20 protein-coding genes are annotated in these 26,877 nt (G+C 53.7%); 12 read left to right on the top strand and 8 right to left on the bottom strand.

The window, feature by feature from the left end; translation table 11 throughout:
• Positions 1–117 precede the first annotated feature (117 nt).
• The 12 genes from trpC (at position 118) to VLX68_06290 (ending at position 16,652) form a co-directional block, all read left to right on the top strand.
• Positions 118–897: an indole-3-glycerol phosphate synthase TrpC gene (gene trpC / locus VLX68_06345; protein HUI91853.1), complete on the top strand. Its 780-nt coding sequence runs from the start codon at positions 118–120 to the stop codon at positions 895–897.
• A 484-nt stretch (positions 898–1,381) separates the two neighbouring features.
• Positions 1,382–2,128, top strand: a complete 747-nt coding sequence (locus VLX68_06340) for an alpha/beta hydrolase (protein ID HUI91852.1) — start codon at positions 1,382–1,384, stop codon at positions 2,126–2,128.
• Positions 2,129–2,736: 608 nt separating this feature from the next.
• Complete coding sequence (locus VLX68_06335) at positions 2,737–3,354, top strand: phosphoribosylanthranilate isomerase (GenBank protein HUI91851.1); 618 nt, start codon at positions 2,737–2,739, stop codon at positions 3,352–3,354.
• A 193-nt stretch (positions 3,355–3,547) separates the two neighbouring features.
• Positions 3,548–7,267 (top strand): hypothetical protein, encoded by a 3,720-nt coding sequence (locus VLX68_06330; protein ID HUI91850.1) that lies wholly within the window; start codon positions 3,548–3,550, stop codon positions 7,265–7,267.
• 137 nt (positions 7,268–7,404) lie between these two features.
• The gene (locus VLX68_06325) at positions 7,405–8,895 is read left to right on the top strand and encodes a DUF362 domain-containing protein (protein ID HUI91849.1); all 1,491 of its coding nucleotides are present in this window, start codon (positions 7,405–7,407) and stop codon (positions 8,893–8,895) included.
• Positions 8,892–9,449, top strand: coding sequence for a hypothetical protein (locus VLX68_06320; protein HUI91848.1), 558 nt, complete (start codon positions 8,892–8,894; stop codon positions 9,447–9,449). Before VLX68_06325 ends, VLX68_06320 begins: the two co-directional genes overlap by 4 nt.
• Before the next feature lie 131 nt (positions 9,450–9,580).
• The gene (locus VLX68_06315; GenBank protein HUI91847.1) at positions 9,581–10,486 is read left to right on the top strand and encodes a DUF362 domain-containing protein; all 906 of its coding nucleotides are present in this window, start codon (positions 9,581–9,583) and stop codon (positions 10,484–10,486) included.
• A gap of 296 nt (positions 10,487–10,782) precedes the next feature.
• Entirely contained in the window at positions 10,783–12,486 is a 1,704-nt protein-coding gene (locus VLX68_06310; GenBank protein ID HUI91846.1) for a 4Fe-4S dicluster domain-containing protein, read from the top strand.
• 188 nt (positions 12,487–12,674) lie between these two features.
• Entirely contained in the window at positions 12,675–13,265 is a 591-nt protein-coding gene (locus VLX68_06305; GenBank protein HUI91845.1) for a hypothetical protein, read from the top strand.
• 241 nt (positions 13,266–13,506) lie between these two features.
• Positions 13,507–14,091, top strand: a complete 585-nt coding sequence (locus VLX68_06300; protein ID HUI91844.1) for a hypothetical protein — start codon at positions 13,507–13,509, stop codon at positions 14,089–14,091.
• Positions 14,092–14,137: 46 nt separating this feature from the next.
• Entirely contained in the window at positions 14,138–15,679 is a 1,542-nt protein-coding gene (locus VLX68_06295) for a twin-arginine translocation signal domain-containing protein (GenBank protein HUI91843.1), read from the top strand.
• 160 nt (positions 15,680–15,839) lie between these two features.
• Entirely contained in the window at positions 15,840–16,652 is an 813-nt protein-coding gene (locus tag VLX68_06290; GenBank protein ID HUI91842.1) for a hypothetical protein, read from the top strand.
• A gap of 317 nt (positions 16,653–16,969) precedes the next feature.
• Here VLX68_06290 and VLX68_06285 read toward each other — a convergent pair whose 3' ends face one another.
• The 8 genes from VLX68_06285 to VLX68_06250 all read right to left on the bottom strand — a co-directional run bounded on the left by VLX68_06285 (position 16,970) and on the right by VLX68_06250 (position 26,774).
• A complete protein-coding gene (locus tag VLX68_06285) occupies positions 16,970–20,203 on the bottom strand; it encodes an immunoglobulin domain-containing protein (GenBank protein ID HUI91841.1) in 3,234 nt (1,077 codons plus the stop codon).
• 382 nt (positions 20,204–20,585) lie between these two features.
• A complete protein-coding gene (locus tag VLX68_06280) occupies positions 20,586–21,563 on the bottom strand; it encodes a MoxR family ATPase (GenBank protein HUI91840.1) in 978 nt (325 codons plus the stop codon).
• Complete coding sequence (locus VLX68_06275; GenBank protein ID HUI91839.1) at positions 21,560–22,603, bottom strand: lysylphosphatidylglycerol synthase transmembrane domain-containing protein; 1,044 nt, start codon at positions 22,601–22,603, stop codon at positions 21,560–21,562. The genes VLX68_06280 and VLX68_06275 overlap by 4 nt, the downstream gene beginning before the upstream one ends.
• The gene (locus tag VLX68_06270) at positions 22,600–23,907 is read right to left on the bottom strand and encodes a DUF1015 domain-containing protein (GenBank protein ID HUI91838.1); all 1,308 of its coding nucleotides are present in this window, start codon (positions 23,905–23,907) and stop codon (positions 22,600–22,602) included. The genes VLX68_06275 and VLX68_06270 overlap by 4 nt, the downstream gene beginning before the upstream one ends.
• Positions 23,908–23,911: 4 nt before the next feature.
• On the bottom strand, positions 23,912–24,280 hold the full coding sequence (locus VLX68_06265; protein ID HUI91837.1) for an STAS domain-containing protein: 369 nt from the start codon (positions 24,278–24,280) through the stop codon (positions 23,912–23,914).
• Positions 24,277–24,954 carry a ribonuclease HII gene (locus VLX68_06260; GenBank protein HUI91836.1) on the bottom strand — a complete coding sequence of 226 codons (678 nt, stop codon included), beginning with the start codon at positions 24,952–24,954 and terminating at the stop codon, positions 24,277–24,279. Before VLX68_06260 ends, VLX68_06265 begins: the two co-directional genes overlap by 4 nt.
• Complete coding sequence (gene purN / locus VLX68_06255) at positions 24,941–25,558, bottom strand: phosphoribosylglycinamide formyltransferase (protein ID HUI91835.1); 618 nt, start codon at positions 25,556–25,558, stop codon at positions 24,941–24,943. The genes VLX68_06260 and purN overlap by 14 nt, the downstream gene beginning before the upstream one ends.
• A 1-nt stretch (position 25,559) precedes the next feature.
• A complete protein-coding gene (locus VLX68_06250) occupies positions 25,560–26,774 on the bottom strand; it encodes a glycosyltransferase family 2 protein (GenBank protein HUI91834.1) in 1,215 nt (404 codons plus the stop codon).
• Between the last annotated feature and the right edge of the window lie 103 nt (positions 26,775–26,877).

The following is a 26,877-nucleotide window of genomic DNA, read 5'->3' as shown; positions in this document are numbered from 1 at the left end:
GGCGCAAAGGACGCAAAGTAAATCATAGACTATAATGAGGCACCCTTCGGAAACAATATTCATCCTTGCGCTCCTTGCGCCTTTGCGGTGAATGTTTTTTAAATCAACCAAGATAAAATGGCTACCATCCTCGACACCATCATTGCCGAAAAGAAAGAAGAGGTCAAACGCCTTCGTAAAGAACGCGGGCGTTTTGCGGGACGATCCTCGGACCTTCGGCCGTTCGTAAAATCATTGCGAAAGCAAGACGGCCTTGCCATAATCGCTGAAATCAAGAAGGCGTCGCCGAGCAGGGGCGTAATCGCGAAAGATTTCAATCCGAAGACCATTGCGGAAAAGTATGCCGCGGGCGGCGCGGCGGCCCTTTCAGTCCTTACTGATGAAAAATTCTTCATGGGCGCGACGGCGTATCTCGAAGCCGCCCGCAACGCCGTGCCGCTGCCCGTGCTCAGAAAGGATTTCATCATTGATCCGGTCCAGGTTGAACAGACCGCTTCGATGAACGCCGACGCGATGCTGCTTATCGCCGCATGCCTCTCCAACGGCCAGATGGACGAATTGTACCACGCGGGCCTGGAAAGAACACTCGACATTCTCATCGAAATACATTCGACAAAGGAACTTGACAAAGTGTTCAAGCTGTCGCCGCTCCCCGCTTGCGTCGGCGTTAACAACCGCGACCTGGCCACGTTCAAGACCGACAGCAACACCACGCTTTTTATCGCGCCGCATGTGCCGAAAGAAATTGTTCTTGTTTCTGAAAGCGGAATTGAAACCGGAGAACAGGCGAAGCAGCTTTACAAAACGGGAGTTTCGGCATTATTAGTCGGAGAAAGCCTGATGAGGTTGGATGAGCCCGGGAAGTTGATAAAAGAACTATCTGAAATGAAAGAATAAAAATAGTCGGGGGAGAAGTTCAGCCTGTCTCATAACTGGCTAAATAATCATGGCGCCTACCGGTCACGGCACCGTGCCTCCCCAAAAAACAATTGGGCTCGTATCTGGCGTGGACACCACTTCGCGGTTACCCCTGGCCCGCGCCGCATGCGCCTGCAGAGTCAATCAATACGTTGCATAGCCCGGCGCGGGATGATCCGGGAGCACACCCTTTCCTGCAAAGGGGCGCGCCAGTTCGCTCGCATTAAAGCTCGCGAGGCGTCGCCCCTTCGTAACGCATCCTCAGTGGTATGCCGCTTCGCAGCGATATATTCTTATAAGCAACTCGGAAAATGTGAACGAATATAATGGCATGTGTGGAGTTGGAATTGTCAGGTAGGAGATTTATATTTTTTCATGACATTATAGAACCCGGCGAAAAGTAATTAGCACAACTCATAACGCCATAACATTTGTCAAAATGCAAACAAAAGGCAAATGCCGTATGTCAATCAAAACAAGCACATTAATCCATCCGATTGTTGCCTTTCTCTGCGTACCTTTATTTTTATTGTGCCTCCCCCGCACCGTCATCCCCTTGCGCACCATCACCTACGAACGGGCACCCCACAAGGACGGCCTCCTGGTCTATCTTCCCGGTTTCGGCGACTCGATCACGGTGCTGCAGGGCAACGGCATTATCGATTCGATAAAGGCCTATGCGCCGTCATTTGACGTTGTCTCCGCCGACGTGCATTATGGTTATTATGCCGACCGCACGCTCCACGAGCGTGTCACCAAAGACATCATCGATCCCGCGAATGCCAAGGGCTACCGCCGCATCTGGTTTCTGGGAAATTCGATGGGCGGGCTGGGCTCGCAGCTTTACGCATGGAAACATCCGGGCGTGATCGAAGGCATAATTTTAATGGGGCCTTATACCACATCGAAAGGGCCGATACAGGAGATCACGAAGGCAGGCGGTCTCAGCGCGTGGTCAATGCCCGCCAAGGTGGACGAAAAGGATTGGGAACGGCCCCTGTGGCAATGGCTCAAAGGGTGCGCAGGCGGCGGTCCAGGATGTCCGCGGATTTATGTCGCATACGGCGTTAAAGACAAGCTTGCGCCAGGGATCCGCATTCTCGAGCAGGCGCTGCCAAAAGGACATGTGGTCGAATTGGAGGGCGGTCATGACTGGCCGGTGTGGAAGGAGGGGTTGATGAGGTTGCTGAGGGAAGGGGTTCTGAAATGAATAACAAATCGGCAGCGTCCGCAGAAGTAAACAACATGAACTGCACCTTATGCGGCAGCCAAATCAAAAATTATAATCCCGTTTTTAATCACATACCTATTAACGATACCCGTTCCGCGGACATTTGCACCGAGTGCGTTCAAAAAATTGTCAAGTGGCAACAAGACATTTACGCGAAATTGTTTCCGACAAAAGCCGCGAAGAAATTAACGGAAAAAGAAAAATAAACAATAAGGGTTGAATCGATCCTCGATAATCATCTTAAAACTCCCGACCGCATTTATTTCGGAATAATTCTTCTGTTATTCATTTAACCCTCCGCTCGGCGCAACTGTACCTTCTTTACGCAACAGAACTCCGCCGCCGCGTTAGGGGCGACCGGAGTGGTGCGCCGGAGCGCATTGTCACTTCGTTCCCTGAGGTAAGGTAGTTGCGCTTCGCGCTTTTTATTGTATCATTTGCCTCATGCCGGTCGACCCTGCCGCGCAAGCGGCATCGGGCGGTCCGGCAACAAGGCCGAGCCCGGAGGGAGAACCGACCCCTTGTTGAGGCGCGATAAAACGCGCCTCAACAAGGGGGAACGCCCCGATTTATTTTAAACTCTACCTATGCCCATCCGAATAAAAATCTGCGGCATCACGCAGTATGAAGACGCCAAGACCGCGGTGGGCCTCGGCGTTGACGCGCTCGGGTTCATTTTTTACCCCCAGAGCCCGCGCTACATCCATCCGTTCGCGGCAAAAGACATCATTAACAGGCTGCCGCCGTTCGTGTCAAAGGTCGGCGTGTTTGTTAACGACACTGCAGATACCATAATGTCAATTTATCAGCAGACCGGCATCGATACCGTACAGCTCCACGGCGATGAAACCCCCGAGCTTGCCGCGGGGTTTTCCTGCGGCGTGATCAAGGCATTCGGCGTCGGCCCTGATTTCTCGCTCGATTCGCTCGGCCGTTACAAGGTGAGCGGCTATCTGCTCGACACCTGGAGCGAGGGCCGCGGCGGCAGCGGCAAAACGTTTGACTGGTCGATCGCGAAAAAGGCCGCGCAGAAATACCCTAACATCATCCTGTCGGGCGGGCTTAATCCGTCCAACATTCGCGAGGCGCTTGAAAACGTCTCGCCCTATGCTGTGGAATTTAACAGCGGCGTGGAGATCAAGCCCGGCATCAAAAACCATTACAAGATGCGGGACGCGGTGAAAATCGTGAAATCGTGGAAATAATTTTAGACAACTATATTGAACCCCCCCGTATTTTCATATATTTTATTTGCCGTTTGATGGTTCCGGTTATGCCCCCCGTACACCGAACTGAGTTTGTTGAACGCGCGCAGTGAAAAGATCCCATTTAACCGGTTTTGGCTCATTTTTGTTTTTACGTTCGCCGGTTAAACCATCTTTGTCAGTCCGGAAATCCATGTCTTATTCATCAGCGGTCATAAAAAAAATCCTTTTGATCACGGGTGCGGGCATGTTGTGCGGCCTCTTCGCCGCCACTCCCCCGCCGCGCCAACTGTTTTTCCAGTATGATAACTCGGTATGGTGGGGCACCGACTTCGGCCTGCAACGGTTCCAGACCGAAAACGAGGCATGGGGCAACATCAGGCCCGAGGCCGTGAACGACCTGTGCCTTGACGACAAGGAACTGTGGGTGGGCACCAACCGCGGCGCGCTCTACGCCGACATGCGGTACCTCGATTGGAAACCCTATTCGGCAAAGCAGGGCATGCCGTCCGACACCGTGGTAAGGCTCGTGGCCGACCTCGACTACGTGTACGCGGCGGGCCCGCACGGCCTGGCTCGGTTCAACAAGCTGGTGATGCAGTGGGAGCCCATGGGGGATTTTGCGGGCAAGCGCATCTACGACCTATACTCCAACCAGGCCCAGTTGTGGGTGGCCACCGACCAGGGCGTATTCTACTTTGACAAGAAATTCGAGAAATGGGAAAGCTACACCGCGGGCACCGGGCTCATCTCGAACACGGTGTTCAGGCTTTTCAGCTTCAGCGACTACATCTGGGCCGAGACCGACAAGGGCTTCTCGCGCTACTCCATCGCCATGAAGGCATGGAACTCCTACCCGCTCAACAACGGCATCGTGGGTTCGGCGGTCAACTACATGCTCGTCGACGCGTCGTACATCTGGGTGATGTCGCCCGAGGGCGTGGCGCGGTTCAACGGCAAGAACCAGACCTGGGAAAACTTCTCGCGCAACATGCCCATCGAGAAGAAAACGGTGTATTCGCTCTCCACCTCCGGGACCACCGAATGGTTTGCCACGTCCGACGGCGTGTATTCGTTCGACGAGGACAAGCGGCTCTGGAAAACCTACACGTCGGTGGACGGCCTCAGCGACGACGTACAGGACGAGGTGTACACCTCGGGCCAGACCACGCTGTGCAGAAAGGGCACCACGTTCTCCTATTTGAAAACCGACCAGGACCTCTGGTACGCCACCCAGATCAAGGTGGCCGGCGGCGGGCAGAAGCCCAAGTGGAAGGGGCACATGGACGAGACCGGGCTCGGCGTTGAGGCGCCGGGCGGCCAGAGCCTGAACCTCCGCGGCACCGCCGAATACAAGGTCGAAAACAAGGCCGAGTTTCCCGCGCCGCTCGCCACGAGCATCGGCAACTATTTGACAAACAAGAACCTCGACTCCGTCGTGTACGCCTACGACACGGCCGCGGGCGGCGCCATCACGCGCGCGCCCGTCGACACCGTGGCGACCTACAAGGACTTTTTGTACGGATGGGCAAAGGCCAACCTCAACCTCAACGCCGACCTGAACAACGGCCGCACGCTGCGCGCCACCTACGACAACACCGACCCGCTCGGCGACCTGCGTTACGGCGCCGAATACCGCGGGTTCGGCGACGACAACCTGCGCAGGATCGGCTGGCGCACCGACCAGAAGACCGACTATTTCTACAGCTCGCTCATTAACCCCACCTACCTCGAGGGCGCGGGCGTCCGCGCGGAGTTCGGCGACCGCGTGGGCGACAAGAAGCTGCGCCGCGTCAACACCGGCCTGTGGGCGGGCTTCGGCAAGGCCGAGTATTTCAGGAAGCTCATTCCCTTCCGTGAAGACAACTTCTACGAGCTCGGCGTGGAGAACATCGTCACCGAGAGCGTGCAGATCCTGGTTGACGGACAGCTCGTCGACCCGAGCGACTACAGCATCGAGCGGACCATGGGCCTGCTCACGTTCAAGAACGAGGGGCTGGCCAACCCCGACTCCCGCATCGAGGTCTCGTGCCAGTACCAGCCCACCATCGGGGTATACACCAACCAGATGGCCGCGGCCGAAAATGTCGTGGAGCTGAGCGACAAGGTCGCGCTGGGCGTCAACGGCGCGTACCGGGGGTTCAAGGAGCCCAGCCGCAACGGCCTCGACAGCGTTTACAACCGCGACTTTGCCGGCAGCGTGAACAGCAAGATAGAGATGAAATCCGCCGACAGCAAACTGTATCTTAGGGCCGTGCCCGAGGTGTCGGGGAGCTACAACGATTCCATTCTCGTGACAAAACAGGGGACCGCGGCGAAACTCGACCTGTACTCCGTGGCCCACAACCTCAAGCTCAAGGCCTCGGGAATGTACGAGACGCCCGACTACGTCACCCTCGCCGACCAGAATTCGGTGTACGGAAGGATCAACCACCAGGAGCAGGGCGAATTGGTTTGGGACGTTTGGAAACAGTACATGCCCATCACGGTGGGAGCGAATATGACCGACGCCTCGTGCGGCAGCGAGGTAAGGGAGTATGCGCAGTATCTCATCTCGCCGCCGGACATCCCGTCGCTCAGGCTGTTCGGCATGCATCAGGACATGAGAAACTACACCCGCCTGACGCGCGATTCCCTGCCCGGCGGCGACCGCGATTCCCTGAGGTCCGACCGGTGGAACGGCATCATCGAGACCGAATGGGGCCGCACCTTCAAGGTGCTCGACAGGATATGGCTCGACGCTTCGTATTCCGTCAACCTCCTCACCGATTCGGTTGACACGAACATTGTCCCCGGCGCGGCACCCGGCACCTACGACCTGCAGTCGCGGTTCGATCAGAAGCTCGACCATAATATTTTTGCCTGGATCAGGTTTTCTCCCCTTAAAAAATTGCAGCTCGAAACCAAGAGCGTTTTCAGGATCTTTCAGGGCCGCGATAGTCTTAACGGGGCAATGGACTATAGAGGGAACACATTGCGGCCCGAATTCAAACTTTTTTCCCAGGAACTGATCCCCGGTATCACCCTGTACGGCGATTACCAGCTGCAAACCTCGGAAAACGTCATTGCATCGGATGATCGGATAACAACAACCGCGAACCTGGTAAATGGAAGCCTGCTTCTTGTTCCCGGGGTCTACCTGACGTTTCTCAACCCGTTTCAGCTCAACCTGGGATATGGATTTTCCAACGGGGATTCCCTGGAGTTAATACCCGATACAATCGAAACAAGAACGAATACATTAAATCAAACTTACTCTATTAAGCCTATATTTGATTTTTCACAAGACCTTCATTTCGACAGCAGGCTGGAGAAAACGAACTCAACGAATTTCACCCTCGCAACCGACGACGGCCTCAAATGGTACAACGAGGCGCGTCTTGCCTTTAGAGAAAGGAAAACCAGGTTCGACATCGATTTCAACATGTTTTTCGACAACTTACATATGCCGGATTACACGCAAAAGCTCGACACGTTTGCGCTCAAGAACTACCAGGATGAATTCAGAATAAAGTGGACCGAACGGTGGGTGCCGAACCTTAGGACTGAATCCACGGTGGACATCCTCTGGCAGAACCTGGACTCCACATTCACCAACCTTGGCACCAATATCACCAGGGACACCGTGACCGGCTATCTCAACACCATCACACCAGGGATCCTGTTCGACTGGCGCATTCAGGGAAAAGTAATCAGGGAATGGCGAACTCAATATTATATAGGAGCCATGCTTTCAAACGGGGCGAATTATTCATTCAGGAGCTATGACAAGGCATGGCAGAACAAGCTCGACATACAGGTGAAGGCAGGGGCTAATTTCTTCTTACGTTTGCTGTTGGAAGTGGACTATTTGTTCGACCAGAAGGTATTGAATTATAACATGGCCGAGCTGAAGGCAACGGCGCTCTTCTAATAGTAGCGAAAAAGCGGAAAAAAGGCCAAATTACAAGGGAGACCTGTGCGTATATGTAATTGGGTCAAGATCTAGGATTTAAGCCAAAAGGGTAAATTTGTGTTTTTTCGCAGGTTCTCTAGAAACGGTAGGTTCTTATGAATGCAAAGAAAATCAACCGAAGGAAGTTCCTGATCAATTCGCTTGAGGCAGCAGCAGGAATAGGCGTTCTCGCAAGCTGCGATAAGCGAACAGTCGTTGAGCCGGATATCCGGCTGCCGGCCGCGCCGACAGGTTTGTCTTACAACTTGGCCACAAGCGATTCCGGAGCCGTCGATTCGGTCATGATCACCTGGGACAGGCCCCTTACCGATGTTACGGGAGCAAAGTTGTGGACTGGAATCCGTGCGTATGATGTGTACCGCGACGACACCCTGCTTGCACAGGTAACCAATCCGGGTTTCGTGGATGCCAGTGGGTTTGCCGTAGGCAGTACCTGCGCTTACACAGTGAGGGCAGTCGACTCCAGTCCCGTTACCGGGCCAAATGGCCAGATGGGAAACCAAAGCCCGCCGTCCGATCGTCTGCTTGTTCCAATTCAGAAGCCGTCGCATGTGTATCCTGTCACCAATGCCACCGTCAACACGGGCACCATTGGAAAACCGAATATTCAGGCGACCCTGTTGAAGTCGATGATTGACGCGGCGGTCGCACAGATGCAGATTGACAACGGCGCAATTCCCTCGGGAAGCACCCAGGATCCGGCGGTCGCAACGGCCGCGTGGGAATCGCTGTTCCCGGGGTTGACTGCATCTTCGCTTATAGGAATCAAAGTCAACACCCTCGGCGGGTCAAATGTGAGTACGAGGCCAGAGGTTGTAACCGCCATCGTAAGCAGTTTGACAGCAATGCTTGGCGGAACGTTCCCGGCGTACCAAATCATTATTTTCGACGACAGGGCTCCGGGCTCTCAGATGGCGGCGGCCGGGTTTCCCTTGCGAAACGTGAAAGGAACCAGCCGGATCGCGTCGGCCAGCTTCAACACCACGCTCAATGATGGTGTTCCTGTAAGTCAGCAGGAGCCGGGTTCCGCTTTGTGGGGATCCACCGTCAACATCGCCGGCACAGACAAAAGGCTAACCGCCATATTCGAAGCCGTTGACTTTCTGATCAACGTTCCGGTGCTCAAGGATCATGCGCAGTCCGGAATATCATTCTCGATGAAGAACCTTTACGGCATTACCGACATTTGGAACGGCCCGGCGACGCTCCATGACACGATGTGCAGTCCGTCGATCCCTGCCCTGTATCAAGCCGTTAGAGCAATACCGAATGCAAGAACCGGCGCATCCAAGCTTGCTCTCATTGTCGGAGACGCGCTCCAGGGATGCTTTTCGGGAGGGCCAGACGGGCCGCCCACATGCCAACCAAATTCTATTGTCGTAGGCACTGATCCGGTGGCGATAGATACATGGGCTTTGAAAACAATTAATGCATTACGGGCCAAATACGCGCCCACCCTTCCGGAAATCTCCTGGACGCAAAGCACTAACCCGAATCAGTCCGATGCGCGGCACATCTTGGATGCCGCCATTCAATACAATCTTGGATCCACCAATTTCGTTTCGGGGAAGGTTTCCCTCGTATGAACGCGTTTGGCTTTACAAGTTTCAGATCTCCCGTTTACCGTATCGCAATAATTGCGCTTCCACTGATATTTCTCTCCCAATGCCGCATCAGCAAGGATCCCGGCGCAGGGGCCGACCCGGCCGACTATCTGCCCATCGACAACGACATAAGCGGATTTGTCAAGAAAGGCAGCGTCTCCACCATGACCGACGAGCAGTCGATTTATGCCGCCATCGACGGCGCGGCGCAGACTTACATCACCTACGGGTTCCAGGAGGGCGTGGTGCAGCTGTACAGCAACGGCAGCATCGACATCAACGTGGCGATTTTCAATCAGGGCACCGAGCAAAACGCGCTTGACCTTTTCAACTTCTTCTACCCCACCTCGCCCGATCTGATAAGCACGAAGAACCCCATCGTCGTGGTGGACCTTTCCCAGGCAACCTCGTACACCATCCAGTACGCCAAACAGAGCATATTCCTCAGGATATCCACCACCGAGAAATCCGACTTCGCGCTCAACATGGCAAAGCAGTTTTACTGGAACATTGACAAGAAAATCGGAGTCGAATGAGCAATAATAATTTTGATTGACAATTGATTCGCGCCTTGTGTTGTCGGATTAGTTTGAGTATGGTCAAAGGATGTATATTTATCAATTCATGGGTAAAAAAGCGTCATTACTTATAAACAAGGAGTGATACCGTGATATCGCGCAGAGATTTTCTCAAAACAGGAAGCGCGGCAGCCGCGGGCGCCGCATTGGCGTCTGTTCCCGTGCTGGCCCAAGACAATAAAAAGCCGCTTGTCGCGGTTGCAAAGGGCAAGCCCGAAGAGCTGGTGAAGAAAGCGGTCGATGCGCTCGGCGGAATGAAGAAATTCGTGAAACTGGGCGACCGCGTGGTGCTCAAGGCCAACATGGGCTTCCCCAACCCGCCCGAATGGGGTACTACCACGCACCCGGAAATCGTCAAGGCAACCGCCCAGCTCTGCCTCGACGCGGGAGCGCAGCGCGTGATCGTGATCGACCATCCCCTGCGCGACGGGAAAGTCTGCAAGGAAAAAAGCGGCATCGGAGCAGCGGTTGAAAGCCTCAAAGGCGTGGTGGTGGCGCTTCTCGAAGACCAGAAGTTCTACCAGGACACCCCCATTCCGAACGGCAAGCAGCTCAAGACCACGGCCATTGCCAAGGAGGTGCTGCGCGCGAACTGCCTCATCAACGTTCCCACGGCAAAATCGCATGACGCAACCGGCGTGAGCCTGGGCATCAAAAACCTCATGGGATTGGTGTGGGACCGCCAGTTCATGCACGAGCAGGTGGAGCTCAACCAGGCCATTGCCGACCTTTTGCTCGTTATCAAGCCGACGTTAACTATTGTCAACGCCGTATACGCGCTGGTCACCAACGGTCCGAGCGGCCCGGGAAAAACCGACGAGCTCAATACGGTAGTGGCAAGCGCAGACCCGGTTGCCGCGGATTCCTACACCGTGGGCATTGCACGCTGGTACAACAAGGAATTCAAGGGCAACCAGGTCAAGCACATTAAGAACGCCTACGCCATGGGTCTCGGCGAAATCGACGTGGAAAAAATGGACGTGAAGATAGTATAAATTCAAAAATAAAAATTTCCTGGTGGGGAAAAGTATCTCCCCTGGGGTGCAGCTTCCTCCCGCCAAAAAACAAAAAGGCGGGAGGTGATCTGTCATTTTTATTCACCTTGGTAATGTATCGGTGCTTCGCACCATGTTGCTATGTCTTTTGCCAAGTGCACCCGCACCCCTCTCAGCGGGGGTTCCACCCCGCAACGCTCCCGGGAGAGAATTGATTTCTTTGATTGTAGATTATAAAAATTTAGCGTAGAATCACATTTTACATTTTATTCATCAAATAATAGGTTTTGAAATCCATGAAACTCTCGACCTTCCGCCGCGTCACGCAAGCCGTTTTCTTCGGCATTTTCATTCTGCTGTTTATTTTCACCATGTACCCCTATGCCGCGAAATTTCCGGTGGACGCCTTTTTGCGGCTCGATCCGCTCGTGGCGACCGTTGCCATGATCGGTTCGCGCGCAGTGATCGCCACCATGCTGTGGGCCGGGGTGCTGCTCGTTCTCACCATCGTGTTGGGCAGGTTTTTCTGCGGCTACGTGTGCCCGCTTGGCACCCTCATTGACGTTTCGGATTTTCTCATTCACGGAAAAAAACACAAAAAGGAGTCCGTTGAACCCAAGCCCAACCGGAGGATAAAATATTACGTCCTCATCGGCGTCCTGTTCAGCTCCCTGCTGGGCGCGAACCTCCTCGCTTTCTTGAGCCCCATGTCCATTGCGCCGCGGTCCTTTGCCTTGGTACTGTATCCTCCCATGATATGGCTCTTCAACGGCGCGATTGATCTTGTCCGCCCCATGCTGCTTGCCATGGGGTTCGACTCCTTTACCCAGTTCAGTTTCCACCGGTATTTTTTCTCAACAGGCGTGGCCTCATTTGTGTTCCTTGCCGCGATCATTGCGGCGAATTTCTGGCGCAAGCGCTTCTGGTGCAGGTACGTGTGCCCCACGGGTGCGTTCCTATCGCTGTTCTCCCGTTTCGGCATCATCAAACGCAAGGTGAACGATGAGCGGTGCATTGATTGCAAGGTCTGCGCCGCGAAATGCGACATGCGCGCCGTTGACCTCAACCCGCGGCACACCGTGCTGTCCGAATGCGTGCTGTGCGGCGACTGCATTGACGGATGCAAGAAAAACGCCATTACCGTTGGGTTTGCCTCATTCGGCGCCGGAACGGGGAACGCCTCGCTCAGCATCGAGCGCCGCGGGTTCATCCAGTCCGCGTTCGCCGGCCTTGTGCTGGCCGCCACGGCAAAAGCCGGCCTCAACGCCCCGCGCAACATCAACGGCCGTTTCATCCGGCCGCCCGGCTCCCTGCCCGAACACGAGTTCCTTGCGCGCTGCATTCGCTGCGGCGAATGCATGAAGACCTGCAAGACCAACGGCCTCCAGCCCGCCGACCTCGAATGCGGGTTCGACGGCCTGTGGACGCCGCACCTGGTGCCGCGCAAGGGCCCGTGCGAGGACAAATGCAACATGTGCGGTCACGTGTGCCCCACGCAGGCCATCCGCGCCCTGCCCCTTCCCGAAAAACAGTTTGTCAAGCTCGGCACCGCCGTGATCGACCGCCACCGCTGCATAGCGTGGGAGCAGGAAAAGCTCTGCCTCATCTGCGCCGAAATCTGCCCCATCCATGCGATCGACTCCATGGTGGTGGACAATTTCAAGGGGCCGTTCAAGCGACCGTTCGTGATGGACGACAAGTGCATCGGCTGCGGATATTGCGAAAAAGCTTGCCCGGTGTACGGCCGGGCCGCGATCGAAGTGTATTCAATCGGTGAAGACAGAAAAAAGAACGGTTCTTACATCACGGAGAAAAGGAAAGTCCTCCGGGAGATCAAGGAATCTGCCGCCGAAAACCAGATCAGCGCCGAGACCATGGGATCGGGCGGCGAGGCAGGAGGCACGGTCAAATCCCGCGGCTCGGAAAACCAGGCCACGCCCAAACCGCAGAACGCCATTCCTTCTTCCGGGGAAGAGCTGCCAAAGGGATTTACTGAATAGCGGGGTTTGGTCCAGCTGATTTTATGCTGTTATAAGCCCCCCTTAAAATCCCCCCGAAGGGGGGGATACGAGAAAAGAAACTTGACAGGTGCTTTTTGAAATTTTCGCCGGACACGACTGATCCGCATTTATCCGTTACTCCTTAAAATTTTCAAAACAAGAATAGGCTGTTTACCAGATGAGGCCCAATGAATAATTCTCGAAAAATCCAGTATTGGGGCGGAATTACAATATTTATTATTGTCTGCGTTGCTCTGGTATGGAATTGCGGCGATAAAGGAACAAATCCGCAGACCAAGCTGCAAGACCTTTATTTTACTTCACAAATATCAGGCTGGGTCCCGGATTCGAGTAGCCATTTTGTCCAATATCCTCCCGAAAGCCTCTTTAACTACATCGATGGCCCGGCCCAGGTGTATAAAGACTCTGGTCTTGTCTCATGGTTCCATGAAAAAATGAATGGGGGGCCAACTGCTTCACCGCTCAATGGTGATTATGCATTCAACGGATATGTCCATAACTATGGCACAACGGCAAAAGCCAAGGCCTTGTATGACGCACAAGTCGCGGTAAATATTACAACTAAGGTCACCCTTGGCCAATATTCCGATAATGAAGCACAGGCATCAGTGGTCGGCGGAGGCATCCATGTATACGCCACATTCGGCGCATTATATTTTGAATTTTATGTCATGGGTTTTACGGTTTCTCAAATTTCCACCATTGCTGTTCCAGAGGCCTTGAAGTTTTTGGATACATACAAGGCAATTGTCCAATAAAAAAAGGCCTTTGATTTTTTAAGAAAAATATGCTCAATTTTGACAGTAAGTGATTATTTTAATCTATATTAATTGTTGAAATAGTTTGGCTGGGGTTGCAATATCGACCACAATATTCTCGAAATATCTCATGCAACCTGATAGAGCAAAGCCGTGTTTTGGTGATTTATCTGAAAAAATCGCTTAAATTCCTTATATTTGTTACAAGAGACAGTATTTTAACAAAAAGGGGGTCGTGTTCATGAAACGAAGGTTATTAAAAGGTCTTTTCCTGGCTCTTTTCGGTACAACCTGCTTTTTAGGACTTAACTTCTCCCTGTGCGGGCCGACCTCGCCTGGAACTACCTCAGTCCCTTTATCGAGTCTTATTATAACAAATCAAATAGCAGGGTGGGTATCCGACAGCATGGACAATTTTGTTGACACATCAATTTACAACTATGTGGATGGCGGTAGCAGTACCTACTGCGGCACATGCCTTAACAGCACTCTTAAAGAAGGATTTCAAAGGTTCATGTTCAAGGCCATGTCAGCAACGGATACCGGGCGTGTCAAGATGCTAGTAATTGAATATGGAACCGCCGCAAATTCCCAGACGATATTTGCCGGAAAGGTGCAGGGCAGTTCATGGGAACCGGAATCCGCTTTGGCGCCCTACTTAATTTCCGATGCGTTTTACACAAATAATGGTTCTTCGATTTACGCATACGGTCATTTCAGCAATTTTTATATTGAGATGCAATTTACAAAGTATACTTCCAGCGGTCTTGCGTTACCGGATGCCAGCGCATTCATGAATTACTTTCATTCGATAATAGTGCAATAGAAAAAACTGTTTATAAATATTAAAACTTTATCTGGAGGGGAAAGATATGAGCAAGAAAACCTTGGAAAGTAGGAGAAACTTCTTGAAGGCATCGGCTGCCAGTGCGGTCGGCTTGGCCATGATTGGACCTGGCGCGAAAAAGGCCGCTGCGGCACCTATCAACACCACCCTAGTGAACCTCAGCACGACGCCGATCAATCAGGATATCGACAATCTTCGCGTCGCGTGGATAACGGACCAAGCCGTGATGAATGCCAACCACCATTGGCCGCAGTGGGATGGATTCAATAATCCCAGTCCAGCCGCAAATACAACTGATGCGGTGGTGAATTACTCAGTCGTCGCAACAGACATGGACAAGCTGGCATGCGCGCTTGCAAATACGCATGACATTACTACCGCATGGAACACAATTTTCAAGATTCCGTCCAGTAAAACGTGGGCAACGGCAAAAGCTGCGATAAAGGTGAATACTTTTTCCGGTCTTTTTCCGTCTGTTGCCGTTGTGGCAAAAGTATGCAACGTGCTTATCGGCAAGGGTATGCTGCCGGCAAACATCTGTATTTATGACGGTGGTAACGCCGGTCCTTTCAACAAGTCGACTTATGTCGGCGCAGGCAAACCCATCCCGACAGGCGTTGTTTTCGGGGGAGGTACGGGCGGCGTGACAGTGCAGTTTCCGGCCGGTCTTCCTAATTTCACGGGCAATCTGAATAACGCCTCTGGAACATCAAGCATCAACGGAGTCGACATCTTAGTGAACTGCGCCGTTAACAAGGGCCATGACCGCTATTGGGAGTACAGCGGCGTTACGATGTGCCAGAAGAATAACAAGCAGACAATCGACTTCGGGCACACAGGTGGAGATCCCAGTAACTCTGATAGTCCTGCCGCCGATCTCGGGATTTGGGCGCTCATGTACGTCAACTCCTGCGACTACGTCGTTGGAAATATTCCCACTTCCTATCCTGCAAAAGCACAGCTCTGCATAGTGGACTGTATGTGGGCGGGCGACCCGGGGCAGTGGAGCGGCAGTGTCAGCGATGGCGCTGACCAGCGTTCCATTGTGATGGGTACCTTTGCGGGCGCCGTTGATCATGCTGCAACAATTAAGATCAGGGATCAAAAATATCATTCGGGTAGTGCGTATCCCGCATGGAATACGGCCATAGTTGATAAGTTCGTAACCATCTACGGCTACACGGCGGCGGACATAACCACGCTTATGACCGCGCAAACCGGCGCCGGAAAAGGGCTTGTTGACGCCTCTACTTGGCCAATTTCGACTGAAGTCAGGGAGAATCCGCATCTTTCCCGCCAAGGCATAGTTCAAGTCTCTGTTTCCGGCAGCGGAATCAGGTCTATCACCACTTCGATAAATCTTTCTGAAGGAGAAACCGTGCAGCATGCCGAGGTCTTCAACGTTATGGGAAGAAGTGTCTGCAAGCTTGCCGTCAATCCGGGTAGCAACCACATCGTCTGGGACGGCAGGACCAATTCTGGAAGCCTTGTTCAAGCTGGCAATTACATTGTGAGGATCAAGGGACAGAAGACCGTGACGTCCGGAGAGTTGGTACTCAGCAGGTAGGAGTAAGATTTCTTGAAATGCGTGTAAAGGCCTTCTCTATGAAGAGAGGGCCTTTTTTGTTTAGCTGTTTCTTAGAATATTTACCAAGTATATATTTATCGTCAGTAGGGATTGTTATGGGAAACACACCTGTTTTTCTGCTAGCAGAGTACCAGGAAAAATGATGAGCGCATCTTCTTTATTACAATTCAAAAACGCGTTAAAAGCTGAATTTAAACAACAAGTCACTTATTTTAAAAAATGGATCAGGCAGCATCCGGATAAAGTTATCCCAGCCCTGAATAATGGGTTTCCCAATAATGAGTTTATGGATTTAATTGCTCCAGGCATAAAGGCTGCAACCTTGTTTAAACAGACTTTGATAAATGCTTTTAGGGGACGGGCGTTACCTGATCCTGAAAACACGACAGCTTTAGTTGTAGCGTGCGGCAGCGGGAGCGATTTACAGGTTATTCATGATTTTGCCCATCATATTTATGCCTTTGATCGCATGCCGATAGCTAATGCTCAAGGTGTAAATAATGGCAAAACCACCATTCATTTGGCGCAATTTGATGGAAAGGGGCCCTATCCGGAGGCTTTCGAACGGACGTATGAAATAATCATTATGCGACATCCTGAAGTTTTTATGCATTATAACATTTCTGATTCTGAGGCTGCCAACACCCCCGTTTCTTTTTCCTGGCAAAATATTTTTGTGCAGGCACTAAGGCATTTACATGAAAACGGTTGTTTGCTCATTACCACTTACTATGAACCTGAAGCTATTGCAATAAAACAATATTTGGCCGATATTGGCATACAAGTGGAGTATCGATTAAATCCGCATAACATGCCGATGCCAAGAAATGCTTTTCTTGAAGCAGTAGCGGATTCTGGCTTTGGGAATTTAATTAATGGGGGGCCTAAAATGAGGAATCAAAGGCGGGATCATTATACGATACTATTCGATTGGGAATTATATACGCTTTAATGAGAACCAATCATAAATGTGTTTTGTCGGCCAAAGACGGAACGAGAACAAGCAATTTACGAAGGCCAATGTAGAATCAAAGGCCAGAAGACCGTTGCATCTGGAGATCTGGTGCTCAGCAGGTAAACGACCGTGTTTCGTTTTATTTGATTGGAAAAAGGCCCTTTCTGGTTTGAGAGGGTCTTTTTTTCAGCAGTAAATCATGCAGAAGTCAAGTAAAGATTTACCAAGAAGAAAGTGCAGGGACTATTTCACACATGCCTCCAAAGCAACCCCGGTTGTCAAGATTATAGTTGTTTTGGTCGCTAACGATTCTCTTATTGCTTAACGTATTTCATCAAAGAAATTACCCCGGAACTTTGGTCCCTTCCCGCAGCATACACGATTCCATTGCCAACTTCAACCCAGGAGTAATTGAAAGTGCCTGCGATAGCGAGTCCATCAGGACTTACTTCAGGCACATTTTTAAGGGAGCCATTAACGATTTTTTTAACATAAACAGGACCGCCAGTATAGTCCGGGTAACTGGCATACGAAACATAACACGTATCTCCGAGGGCAGCTAAGCACGGCTGCACGGACCCACTGGAAGTAATTGTCCCGAGATTGGTCCAACTACCGGCTTTCAGGTTATACACGGTCGGGTTTGCACCATCACTTGAAACCAGAACAAACAGGTTATTGTTTGAAAAGACAGTTTGTAACGGTGCGGAGTAAGCAACATCGAAAATACTGTCCGCGGCGGTTGCGCCGGCGCCAATCCACGATGTTCCCGGCTTCTTTTTTATGGTGAATCCGCCTGGTCCGCGATATGTAATATATGGGGTTCCATCGGAAGCAAAAGCAAGGACATGGTAATCTTTTTCCGTTTGATAGTAATTTCGGTAAATGCCGCCGCTTAGAGTATCTGTCGGCACCATTTGGCCGCTAACCGTATTGTATTTCATCAGGGAAGTAATAACTGGGTTGCTGTTATTTGAGAGATCATTCACCAAATAAATTCCCCCGGTTGGAGAAATTTCCACATCAGCGAAATTTGACCACGTGTAATCATACTGGGATGTAAAAATTGTCTGCCAGGTACCGCCCTGTAACCTGGAGACTATTGTCGCTTTATTGGTTTGAGTGGATACATACCCTATATACGGTGTTGTTCCATCTGACGAAACCGCCAGAGACACCATATTCGCCTCTAATGCGTCGACCGCCCCCCCGCCAACTAAATCCCAGCTATTACCATTGAGTTTCTTCACATACGTTTTGATATCACTATTATCGACATAGGCAATATACAGGTTATTGTTCACCAATTTCATTGCAAATCCATCATAACTATTAATAGTAATTCCGGTATTATTCACCAATTCCCACCCCACAACCCTTACCGTTCTCATCTTTACTGTTGCCGCATTTCCTGCCGTGTCGGAAACGTTGTAGGCCAGTGTGAATTTTCCCGAAGCGGATACAGCAACCGGTCCTCCTGTTACCTTGATCTTGTTCGTAATCACCCCGTCCCTGTCATCCCACGCGGAATCGCCAGGCTCGGTCCAGGTTGAGCCGATCGCGATTGTGGTGTCCAGAGATCCTTTAAGGATAATCACGGGCGGCGTCACATCCTTCACCGCAACCACGGTGCTTGACGTATCGGTCCCCGCCGCATTCGTGGCCATCACCTTGTAGGTTCCCGAATCCGCATATTGCCACGTTTTGGAGTAGGAGCTTGAAGCGGCGCCAGAGATTTGATTTCCATTGAAATACCATTGGTACGTGATCGGCGCCGTTCCCGTCGCGGTGACGCTCAGTTGGCCGGACGAACCCTGGTTAAAACTGGTCTTCGCGCCGAGCCGCGGCGAAATCACCACCCCCACATTCAGGGTAGTATGAGAAGAGTCGCTTCCTGCCGCATTGCCGACTATCACTTTGTAAACTCCGCCGTCGGTTGCCCCCCACGTTTTTGAGTATGCACTCAGGGTCGCGCCGGAAATTGATACATCGTTGAGATACCACTGGTAACTCAACGGTGCGGTTCCGGTTGCGGACACTGAAAGAGCCGTATTGCCGCCCTGCGACATGTTCGTCGTCGCGCCCAGCGTACTCGTTATCACCGGGGCAACGATCAATTGGGTGGACGAAGAATCCTTGCCGATGCCGTTGGTCACCACGATCTTATATATTCCGCCGTCTCCGGCCCCCCAGGTTTTCGAATAAGAAGCGCTTGTCGCCCCGATGATGACAACGTTATTGTAGTACCATTGATACGTTATTGGCGGCGTTCCCGTCGCCACAACCGACAGGGCGAAGCTGCTGCCCTGTTTGACGCCGGTTATCCCGGGCAGCGGGGTCGTGATCGAGGAATTTATGGTAACCGCGGTTTCCGACGAGTCGCTTCCTGCGCCGTTGGAAACTATCACTTTGTAAACTCCGCCGTCGCTTGCGGCCCAGGTCTTGGAATAGCTGCCCGTGGTGGCGCCGGAAATAGCGGTGTCGTTGCGGTACCATTGATACGACATTGGCGGTGTGCCGGCGGCGGTCACGGAAAGCGCCGTGGCGCTGTTTATCGCGATGCTGGTGCTTGGCCCCAGTCCCGCGGTTATGCGAGGGCAAACCGTGACCTGGGTAGTTGATGAGTCCTTCCCCTTGGCGTTGCTCACCACTATTTTATAGTACCCACCATCACTTGCCCCCCATGTCTTTGAATAGCTATTGCCGGTCGCGCCGCCGATTGCCGCCCCATTATAATACCACTGGTATGAAATCGGCGCGGTGCCGGACACGGCGACCGTCAAGGCGGTGCTTCCCCCCTGAGCAACATTGGTGGCCGCCGGCAGCGGAGCGGTTATCTGAAGGGACAGGGACTCGCTCACGGTAATGTACTCGGTCGCCGTGTCCGACAGGGGCGGCGCGCCGTTGTCCGTGACGGAAAACACGGCCGAGTCGGTGCCGGTAAAACCTGCGGGCGGCGTCCATCTGAAGATTGAGTCGGTGAAGGTCGCACCCTTCGGGCCCTTGACAAGAGTAAATAGGTGCGTCTGCCCCGTGTCGGAGTCCCGCACTGAAAGCGACAAAGAGCAAGTCTGTGCGGTGGTGATATTGAGCAGGCCGGTGACCACCAGCGCCGGACGATGGTTGGGCACCGGTTTTGCCGCAATGTCAATTGAGACCGTTGACGTTTTTTCGGTGCCGCCCGCGAAAACAATGATGGTGACGGTACGGGTCCCCGCCGTTCTGAAAATAATGTTGACAATCTGTGTATCGGTCCAGACCGTGCCCTTGTTAAAAACACGGACCGTATCGGTGTCGGCCGTGGTTGTGTTGGCAACAATCACTTTCACGGAATCGATATATGAGGGAAGATAGGCCAAAAGGATGATCTTCACCGGCTTTCCGACACTGTCGGAAATGGTGGTTCCGCTCTGTCCGGCAGAATTTTCAAGTTCAGGCGTCACTGTTGCATCGGAGGGCTTGAACGGATTCTCTTGCCCGGTGCAGGTAAGGAAGACAAGCGAGGCAAAAGAAACGGCAAGTAACGATAAAGACCTGATAGTGCGCATCTGAAAGTCCCCTAAAAAAGTGAACGAACAGACTCTTAATATAACAGTTCGTCTGGATAAAAAAATACATTGTTGTTTTTCCACGTATTGTGATTGCGGTCACATTAGCGAAACGGAATGTGGTCGCAACGCAGTTTAGCTTCTCTATCTGAGGACTATTAAGCTGATAGATTTCCCTTGCGTAAATCGTGGATTGTCGCAATTCGAAAGAAATGCGGCTCTTGACAAAACGACCTTTCGGTGGTATAATAAAACCTGCGGTTTAATAGCGATTGCAGCGTATCTTCGAGAGGCCCCCTTCTTACTACAGAAGGCCAGACGCGAGCGTCCGGCCTTCTTGTATTTTATCATTATAAAATTCAAACAGTTACAGCGATAAAAATCACGGGTTTTCTAGTAATTTACGCACAATTTCGTTCGTGCTTACCCCTTCTGTTTCCGCATGGAAAGAACGCACGATCCGGTGCCTTAAAACGCACGGCGCGGCGCGCTTTACATCACTCGTATCGGGCGTCGGCCTGGCATCAAGTACGGCATAAGCTTTGGCCGCAAGAACAAGGTATTGCGAGGCGCGCGGCCCTGCCCCCCAGGTGATGAACTCCTGCATGGCTTTTGGGCATTCCGGGCCGTCCGGCCTGGTTGACCGTGCGAGCTTTACGGCGTGCTGCACCACCGAGTCGGCGACCGGCACGCGCAGCACGAGCTCGCGGACCGCCTCCACCTGCGCCGTGTCAAGCACCGGTGAAATCGCCGCAGCGCGCGACATGGTGGTGGTGCGGACTATTTCCACCTCTTCTGCAAGGGTGGGATAATCGATCTCCACCGAGAACATGAACCTATCCAGCTGCGCCTCGGGCAGCGGGTAAGTGCCTTCCTGCTCAATGGGGTTCTGGGTGGCGAGCACCCAGAAGGGCCTGGGCAGGGGGAACGTCACGCCCGATGAGGTCACCTCGTGTTCCTGCATGGCCTGCAAAAGGGCGGACTGCGTTTTAGGCGGCGTACGGTTGATCTCGTCGGCAAGCACGATGTTGGAGAATACCGGACCGTTTACAAACCTGAATTCACGAAGGCCGGTGGCACGGTCTTCATGGAGAATCTCCGAGCCGGTGATGTCGGACGGCATGAGGTCGGGCGTGAACTGGATGCGGTTGAACTTGAGGGAAAGGCACTGGCCCAGGCTCCTGATGAGCGTGGTTTTCGCAAGGCCTGGAACGCCGATGAGAAGGCAGTGGCCGCCGGCGATGAGGCAGGCGAGAAGATCGTTGATCACCTCGCGCTGTCCAACGATTTGTTTTGACAGCTCTTTCCTGATGTTCCCCACGGCCTGCTGAAAGCCGGACAATAATTCTTTATCGTTCATTGTTCTTCCTCTTTTTCAATCGTCTTTTCGGCTTCGGAAATGTCTTTGAATGAAATATTCATGCTGAAAAAATAATACAGTCCCAACAGAGTCGCCGTGATATACGATACCGCGTGAAACAGGATGGTGATGGCCTGGGCCTTGTCGTGCGCCATGCCGCACAGAGCAAGGCCCTCGAGCATCATCGCGTGGAGCGTTCCCACGTACCCCGGCGCCAGCGGGATAGCGGCGCCAAGCGCCGCGAACGCCTGGGAAAAAAGGCCGAATAAAAATCCGAATTTCCCGGGTCCGGCAAGAAAAACGATCATGAGTGCGTAACACGACACGATCATGCAGGAAAAAAAGAGCACCGCCAGCCACTTTTTGACCGAGAATGTCCAGTCGAGCGAGGAAATCACGTCGCGGCCGATGCGCTTGAGGCGGGGATGCATCTTGACAGGAAGCAATTTCAGGCATTTTCCGCCCAACCATGCAACGGCCTGCGGCGCGCGGGAATAGGCAAATAGCAGCGCCAGCGACACTGCTACGCCGGCCGCCAGGATCACCGCAAAGGTGTGCAGCGTCGCCGTTTTGTAACCCGACTCCGATGCCAGGCCGCCGCCCGGGCTGAAAATAGGCGCCAGAAACACGGGCATAAAAAAGCATGCGCTGAACATGAGAAGGTCGATCCCCCGCTCCATGATGAGGGTGCCGATGCTTACCGCGATGCCGTATCCGTTCCTCTTCCATAACAGGACGACCCGCGCCGCCTCACCCATGCGTGCGGGAAGGATGTTGTTGATCATGAACGCGACGGAGACAATGGAGAACAACCGTTTTTTATGCGCTGCCTGTTTTGCGGGAAGCAAAACGCGCCACCGCAGCGCCCTGAACCACAGCGTGAACACCGTTAACAAGGCGCAGAGGAGGATAACAAAAAGGTTGGTGTGGAGCAGCTGCTCGGCCAGCCGGTGCGGCTCGACATTCCTGAAAAAAATCAAAAGACCCGCGGCCGCGAGGCCGGCGCCCAACACCCACTGGATGGCGCGGGACAGTCTCACCCGTTCTCCATGCGGTTGAAAACAAGGCCCGAAAAGAACTTCGGAAAAAAATTGGTCGACTTCTGCGGCATGCGCTCGCCGCCGGACACGATCGCGTTGACCGTTTCGATGTCGAGCGGCCGGATGAAAAACGCGCCGCGGTACGCGTTGGCGTCGCGCATGGCCTCGTCATAGGCGGCTTCGGGGTCGTTGAGATAATCGATGAGGTCGTGGAGCACGGTGCCGTCGAGCGGGAGTGACAGGATCTTGTTGACAACAATGGAATTTATCTTCGAGACGTCGAGGAGGTTCCACCGTTTCGACATGCCGTGCGGGTTCTTTGAGAGGTACTCGCCGCCGGCCCGGCTCAGCGTGAGCCCGTAGAGCCGTTGGTCCGACGAATCGAGAAAAAGTATTTCGGGCAGCGCGCGTTTCTCAAGAAATTTCTGCACCGCACCGAACGCCGCGGGGCCGAGGTCCTTTACATCGAAGAACTGCTTCAGCGCTTGCATGAGGGGCACGTCGAGCGAGCCCGGCGATGAGCGGACGAGACGGTGAAAGGGCCGTATCACGAGGCCTGGGTCGGCCATGGAAACGAGCGCCATGACCACGTAGGCATGCTCGGGGTTGGCCGTGTCTTTGAAAAATGTGAGCGCGGTTTCGTAGCGGTGGTGTCCGTCTGCGATGAGCACTTTTTTTCCCGCAAGGGCGTCGGTGAGCCGTTTAATGGCGGCGCCGTCCGCGATGCGGAACAGGGAATGCCGCACTCCTCCATCGGACTCGAACGACCCCACTACAGGTCCGGTTGCGCATGAGGTTATCACCTTGTAAAGCAGCCCCTCGTCGGGCACGATACCGAAGATGAGCTCGGAGTGGGTCCGCGTTGCGGACAAAAGCTCGTAACGGTCTATCTTGGGACCCGAAAGTGTGTATTCGTGCGGCAGGATGAGCCTTTTTTCATAGTCAACGAGCTTCACCAGCGCGATCACCGACGTGCGCTTGTACGAAACGGTTTTGCTCCCCTGCCGCACCGCGAACTCATGGCGGTACACGTACAGCGATGGCTCCGCGTCCTTTTTAAGCACGCCGGAGGAGATCCATTCATTGAGGAACGCTGCCGCCCGGTGGTGACGGTCGCGGTTTTCGGTGTCGGACCTCTCCTTTTTGTTCTGGATCACCCGCACCACGTTGGCCGCGTCTTTCTCGTACAGCCTCGCTACCATGGCAGTGTCGATCATATCGTACGGCGGGGCCACGAACCTTCCCAAATCTTCCGGTTTGTCAAGTGCGTACCGATAACCGTTAAAGGGCCTGGCGTCGGGCATTGTCTTATCCTTGTCCTTCCGGGTGCTTTTGCTTCCGGCGCCATGCCTCCTCGGAGTCGAATATCTCGGCGAGACGGTCGAGGCCGAGCAGGGCGAGCCAGCTGTAAACATCGGGGTGCGATACGAGCACGCTCACGCGGTCAACGCCGGTCATGCGCACCGTCTGGACGAGCACCGTGATGAGCGAGCTGTCTATGGTGTCAAGCGCGCTCAGGTCGAACAGGATCCGCGCACCTTTCTTTTCCGCGAGCACGGTCTTTATCCGCGCCAGCACGCTGTCGAGCTGGGGAAAGAACGTGGAAGGCGTCCAGGTATTTTTTTCGAGGACCTTGAACCGGTACCACGTCCCCTCTTCGGTGACCTGAAGGTTCATTGCGGTTCCTTCCCCGGAGACGGCGCCGTTATGGCCAGGTCCATGGCGGTCTGCGATACAAGATTAGCGCAGAAGCTCTTACGGTGTATCTCGCACAGACCGAGTTGCCTGATCCTCTCGCGGTGCAGCGCCGTGCCGTATCCCTTGTGCAGGGAGAATTCGTACGCCGGATACCGGCCGTGCCAGGACGCCATGATCCTGTCGCGGGTCACCTTTGCGATGATCGAGGCCGCCGCTATGGACGCGCTTTTGCCGTCGCCTCCCACCACGGTGAGCTGGCGGCCGTTGTCAAGGTCCGGGATGCCGCGGTTGCCGTCGACCAGCGCAAGCGACCAGGGGCGGGACATCGCGTCGAGCGCCCGTTTCATGGCAAGGAGGCTCGCCTGCAGGATGTTGTGTTTGTCAATTTCCTCCACCGACGCCTCCCCGACCGCCCAGGCGGCGGCGCCGGCAATGATGAGGCCGTACAGTTCGTCCCTTTTTTTCGCGGAAAGCTTTTTCGAATCGTTGACCCCGGGGATCGGCCTGCCGAGGTCGAGCATCACCGCGGCGGCGACCACGGGTCCAGCCAGGGGGCCGCGGCCCGCCTCGTCAAGCCCAGCAACGCGGCAGCCGAGCCCGGCCTCGATGCGAAGGTCGAAATCGTACAGCAACTGCGTGTCACACCGCGCCATACACCCTGCGGCCTTTTACCGAAATGCGCCCCTGCGTGAGGGCCTCGAGAACCCGCCAGTAGCTCGCGTGCTCAACCTTGAGCACGCGCTCCGCGAGGGTGTGGCTGTCGTCGCTGTCAAGCACCTTCACCGTGTCCTGGAAAATGATCGGGCCGTGATCGTATTCTTCATCGACGAAATGAATCGTGATGCCGGAAATTTTCGCCCCGTAATCGAGAACCGCCTGATGCACCTTCTCCCCGTAGAGCCCCTTGCCGCCGAATCCGGGCAGGAGTCCCGGATGGATATTGATGATTTTTTGCGGATAGGTGGTGATGACGGAATGGGGAATTTTTTTCATGTATCCCGCAAGCGCGATGACATCGATGCGGTATTCCCTGAGCACGGCAAGCAGTGCCTCTGCGTAGCTCTGCTCATTTGTAAAATGCGACGGCGCGATGTGGCGCGTTGGTATGCCATGCTTTTTTGCCCGTTCAAAGGCAAACGCGGCGCTGTTGTTGCCGACGCATAACGCCAAGGTGCAATGGAGATCGCCGGCCTCCGCCCGGTCGATGAGCGCCTGAAAATTGCTTCCGCCGCCCGACGCGAACACCGCGACGTTCATGTTACAGCCTTTCCAGGCGGATGACTTTTCCCGAAAACGAGAGATAATATTTTATGCCGCTCCACACGATGGTTCTTCTGAAGGTGGTCCGTATGCAGCTGAAGAGAAACACGCACAGCGCCGCCGGCTGAAAGAACATGAAAGAGCCCAGCCGCGGTATAGTCCCCAGGAGGGGGTACATCAGGTCGGAGATGAATTTCCCTAAAAGCAACATGAGCGAGGACCCGCCCGCCACGGCGTAAAAAGAGCGGGAGGTGCAAAGTCCCACGGCAGCGGCGCACGGAAGCCACACCAGCGTGACAAAGGTGATGATAATGACCGGCATGGCAGCGATCCACAGGCTCTTCTGATACAGCTTGAGGAACATCATCTGCCGCTCGAACCAACGCGTGGCGTCCCGCACGCTGTCGATGAGGTCGTCGGTGTGGGTGATGCACGTGGGCACGAGAATGGATTTTTTCCGGTGCTTCTTGATGAGCTGCGAAAGGCTGCTGTCGTCCACCACGGTCTCGGACCAGCGGCCGGCCACGTTAAGCTCGTCAAAATCTTTCTTGCGTATGGCCATGGAGCCGCCCCACAACCCCACGCTGCCGACAAACGACGCGGTGCTGTAGAGCGTGTACAGGAATGAGTTCATGTAAAAATGCGCTTGCTGGCCGAGCGTGCCGCGCTCCGCGTTAAGCCACCGGAAGCCCGTGGTCACGGAGATTTTCGGGTTGGAAAGCGGCAGGATGATCTCCGCAAGCCATTGCGGCCGGGGCGAGATGTCGACGTCGGCGAACACGTACACGTCGGGGTCGTTCGCCCGCGCCACTGCCGCAAGCTGGTTGAAGTTCTTCTGCGCGCATTTTGTTGAAAGTCCTGCAATAACGAGCGACGCTTTCGGATTGCCTGCGATCACCTTTCGTATTTTCGGAACCGCTCCGTCGCTTTCGCTCTCCACCGCGAACAGCACTTCGTAGCTGTCGTAGTCGAGCCGCAGAAACGACATCAGGTTTTCCTCGAAATTTTTTGGGGAGCCGCCCTTGCAGGGCACGATCACGGAGCATCGCGGATGAAAGGATGGGTCGTATTTCGAACGGTAGTACTTTTTATAGAAAAGCCGCTGGTACAACACGGTGAAGAAGGTGCTGAGAAACACGCCCGCAACCACCAGGCTGCAAAACACGAAGAGCGCCCGCGTCCAGAAAAAGGGGCCCGCCATCCCATGCAGCATTATACTTTCTCCCCTGAAGAGCAATTAACGAGGATAATCAATTTCCGCGATTACAATCGGCGCCATCATTTTTTATCAGCGTAATCCTGGTTAAAAATACGTT

The sequence above is a fragment of the Chitinivibrionales bacterium genome (assembly GCA_035516255.1).
GTDB lineage: Bacteria > Fibrobacterota > Chitinivibrionia > Chitinivibrionales > FEN-1185 > FEN-1185.
This window is presented reverse-complemented; position numbering and strand designations above follow the sequence as displayed.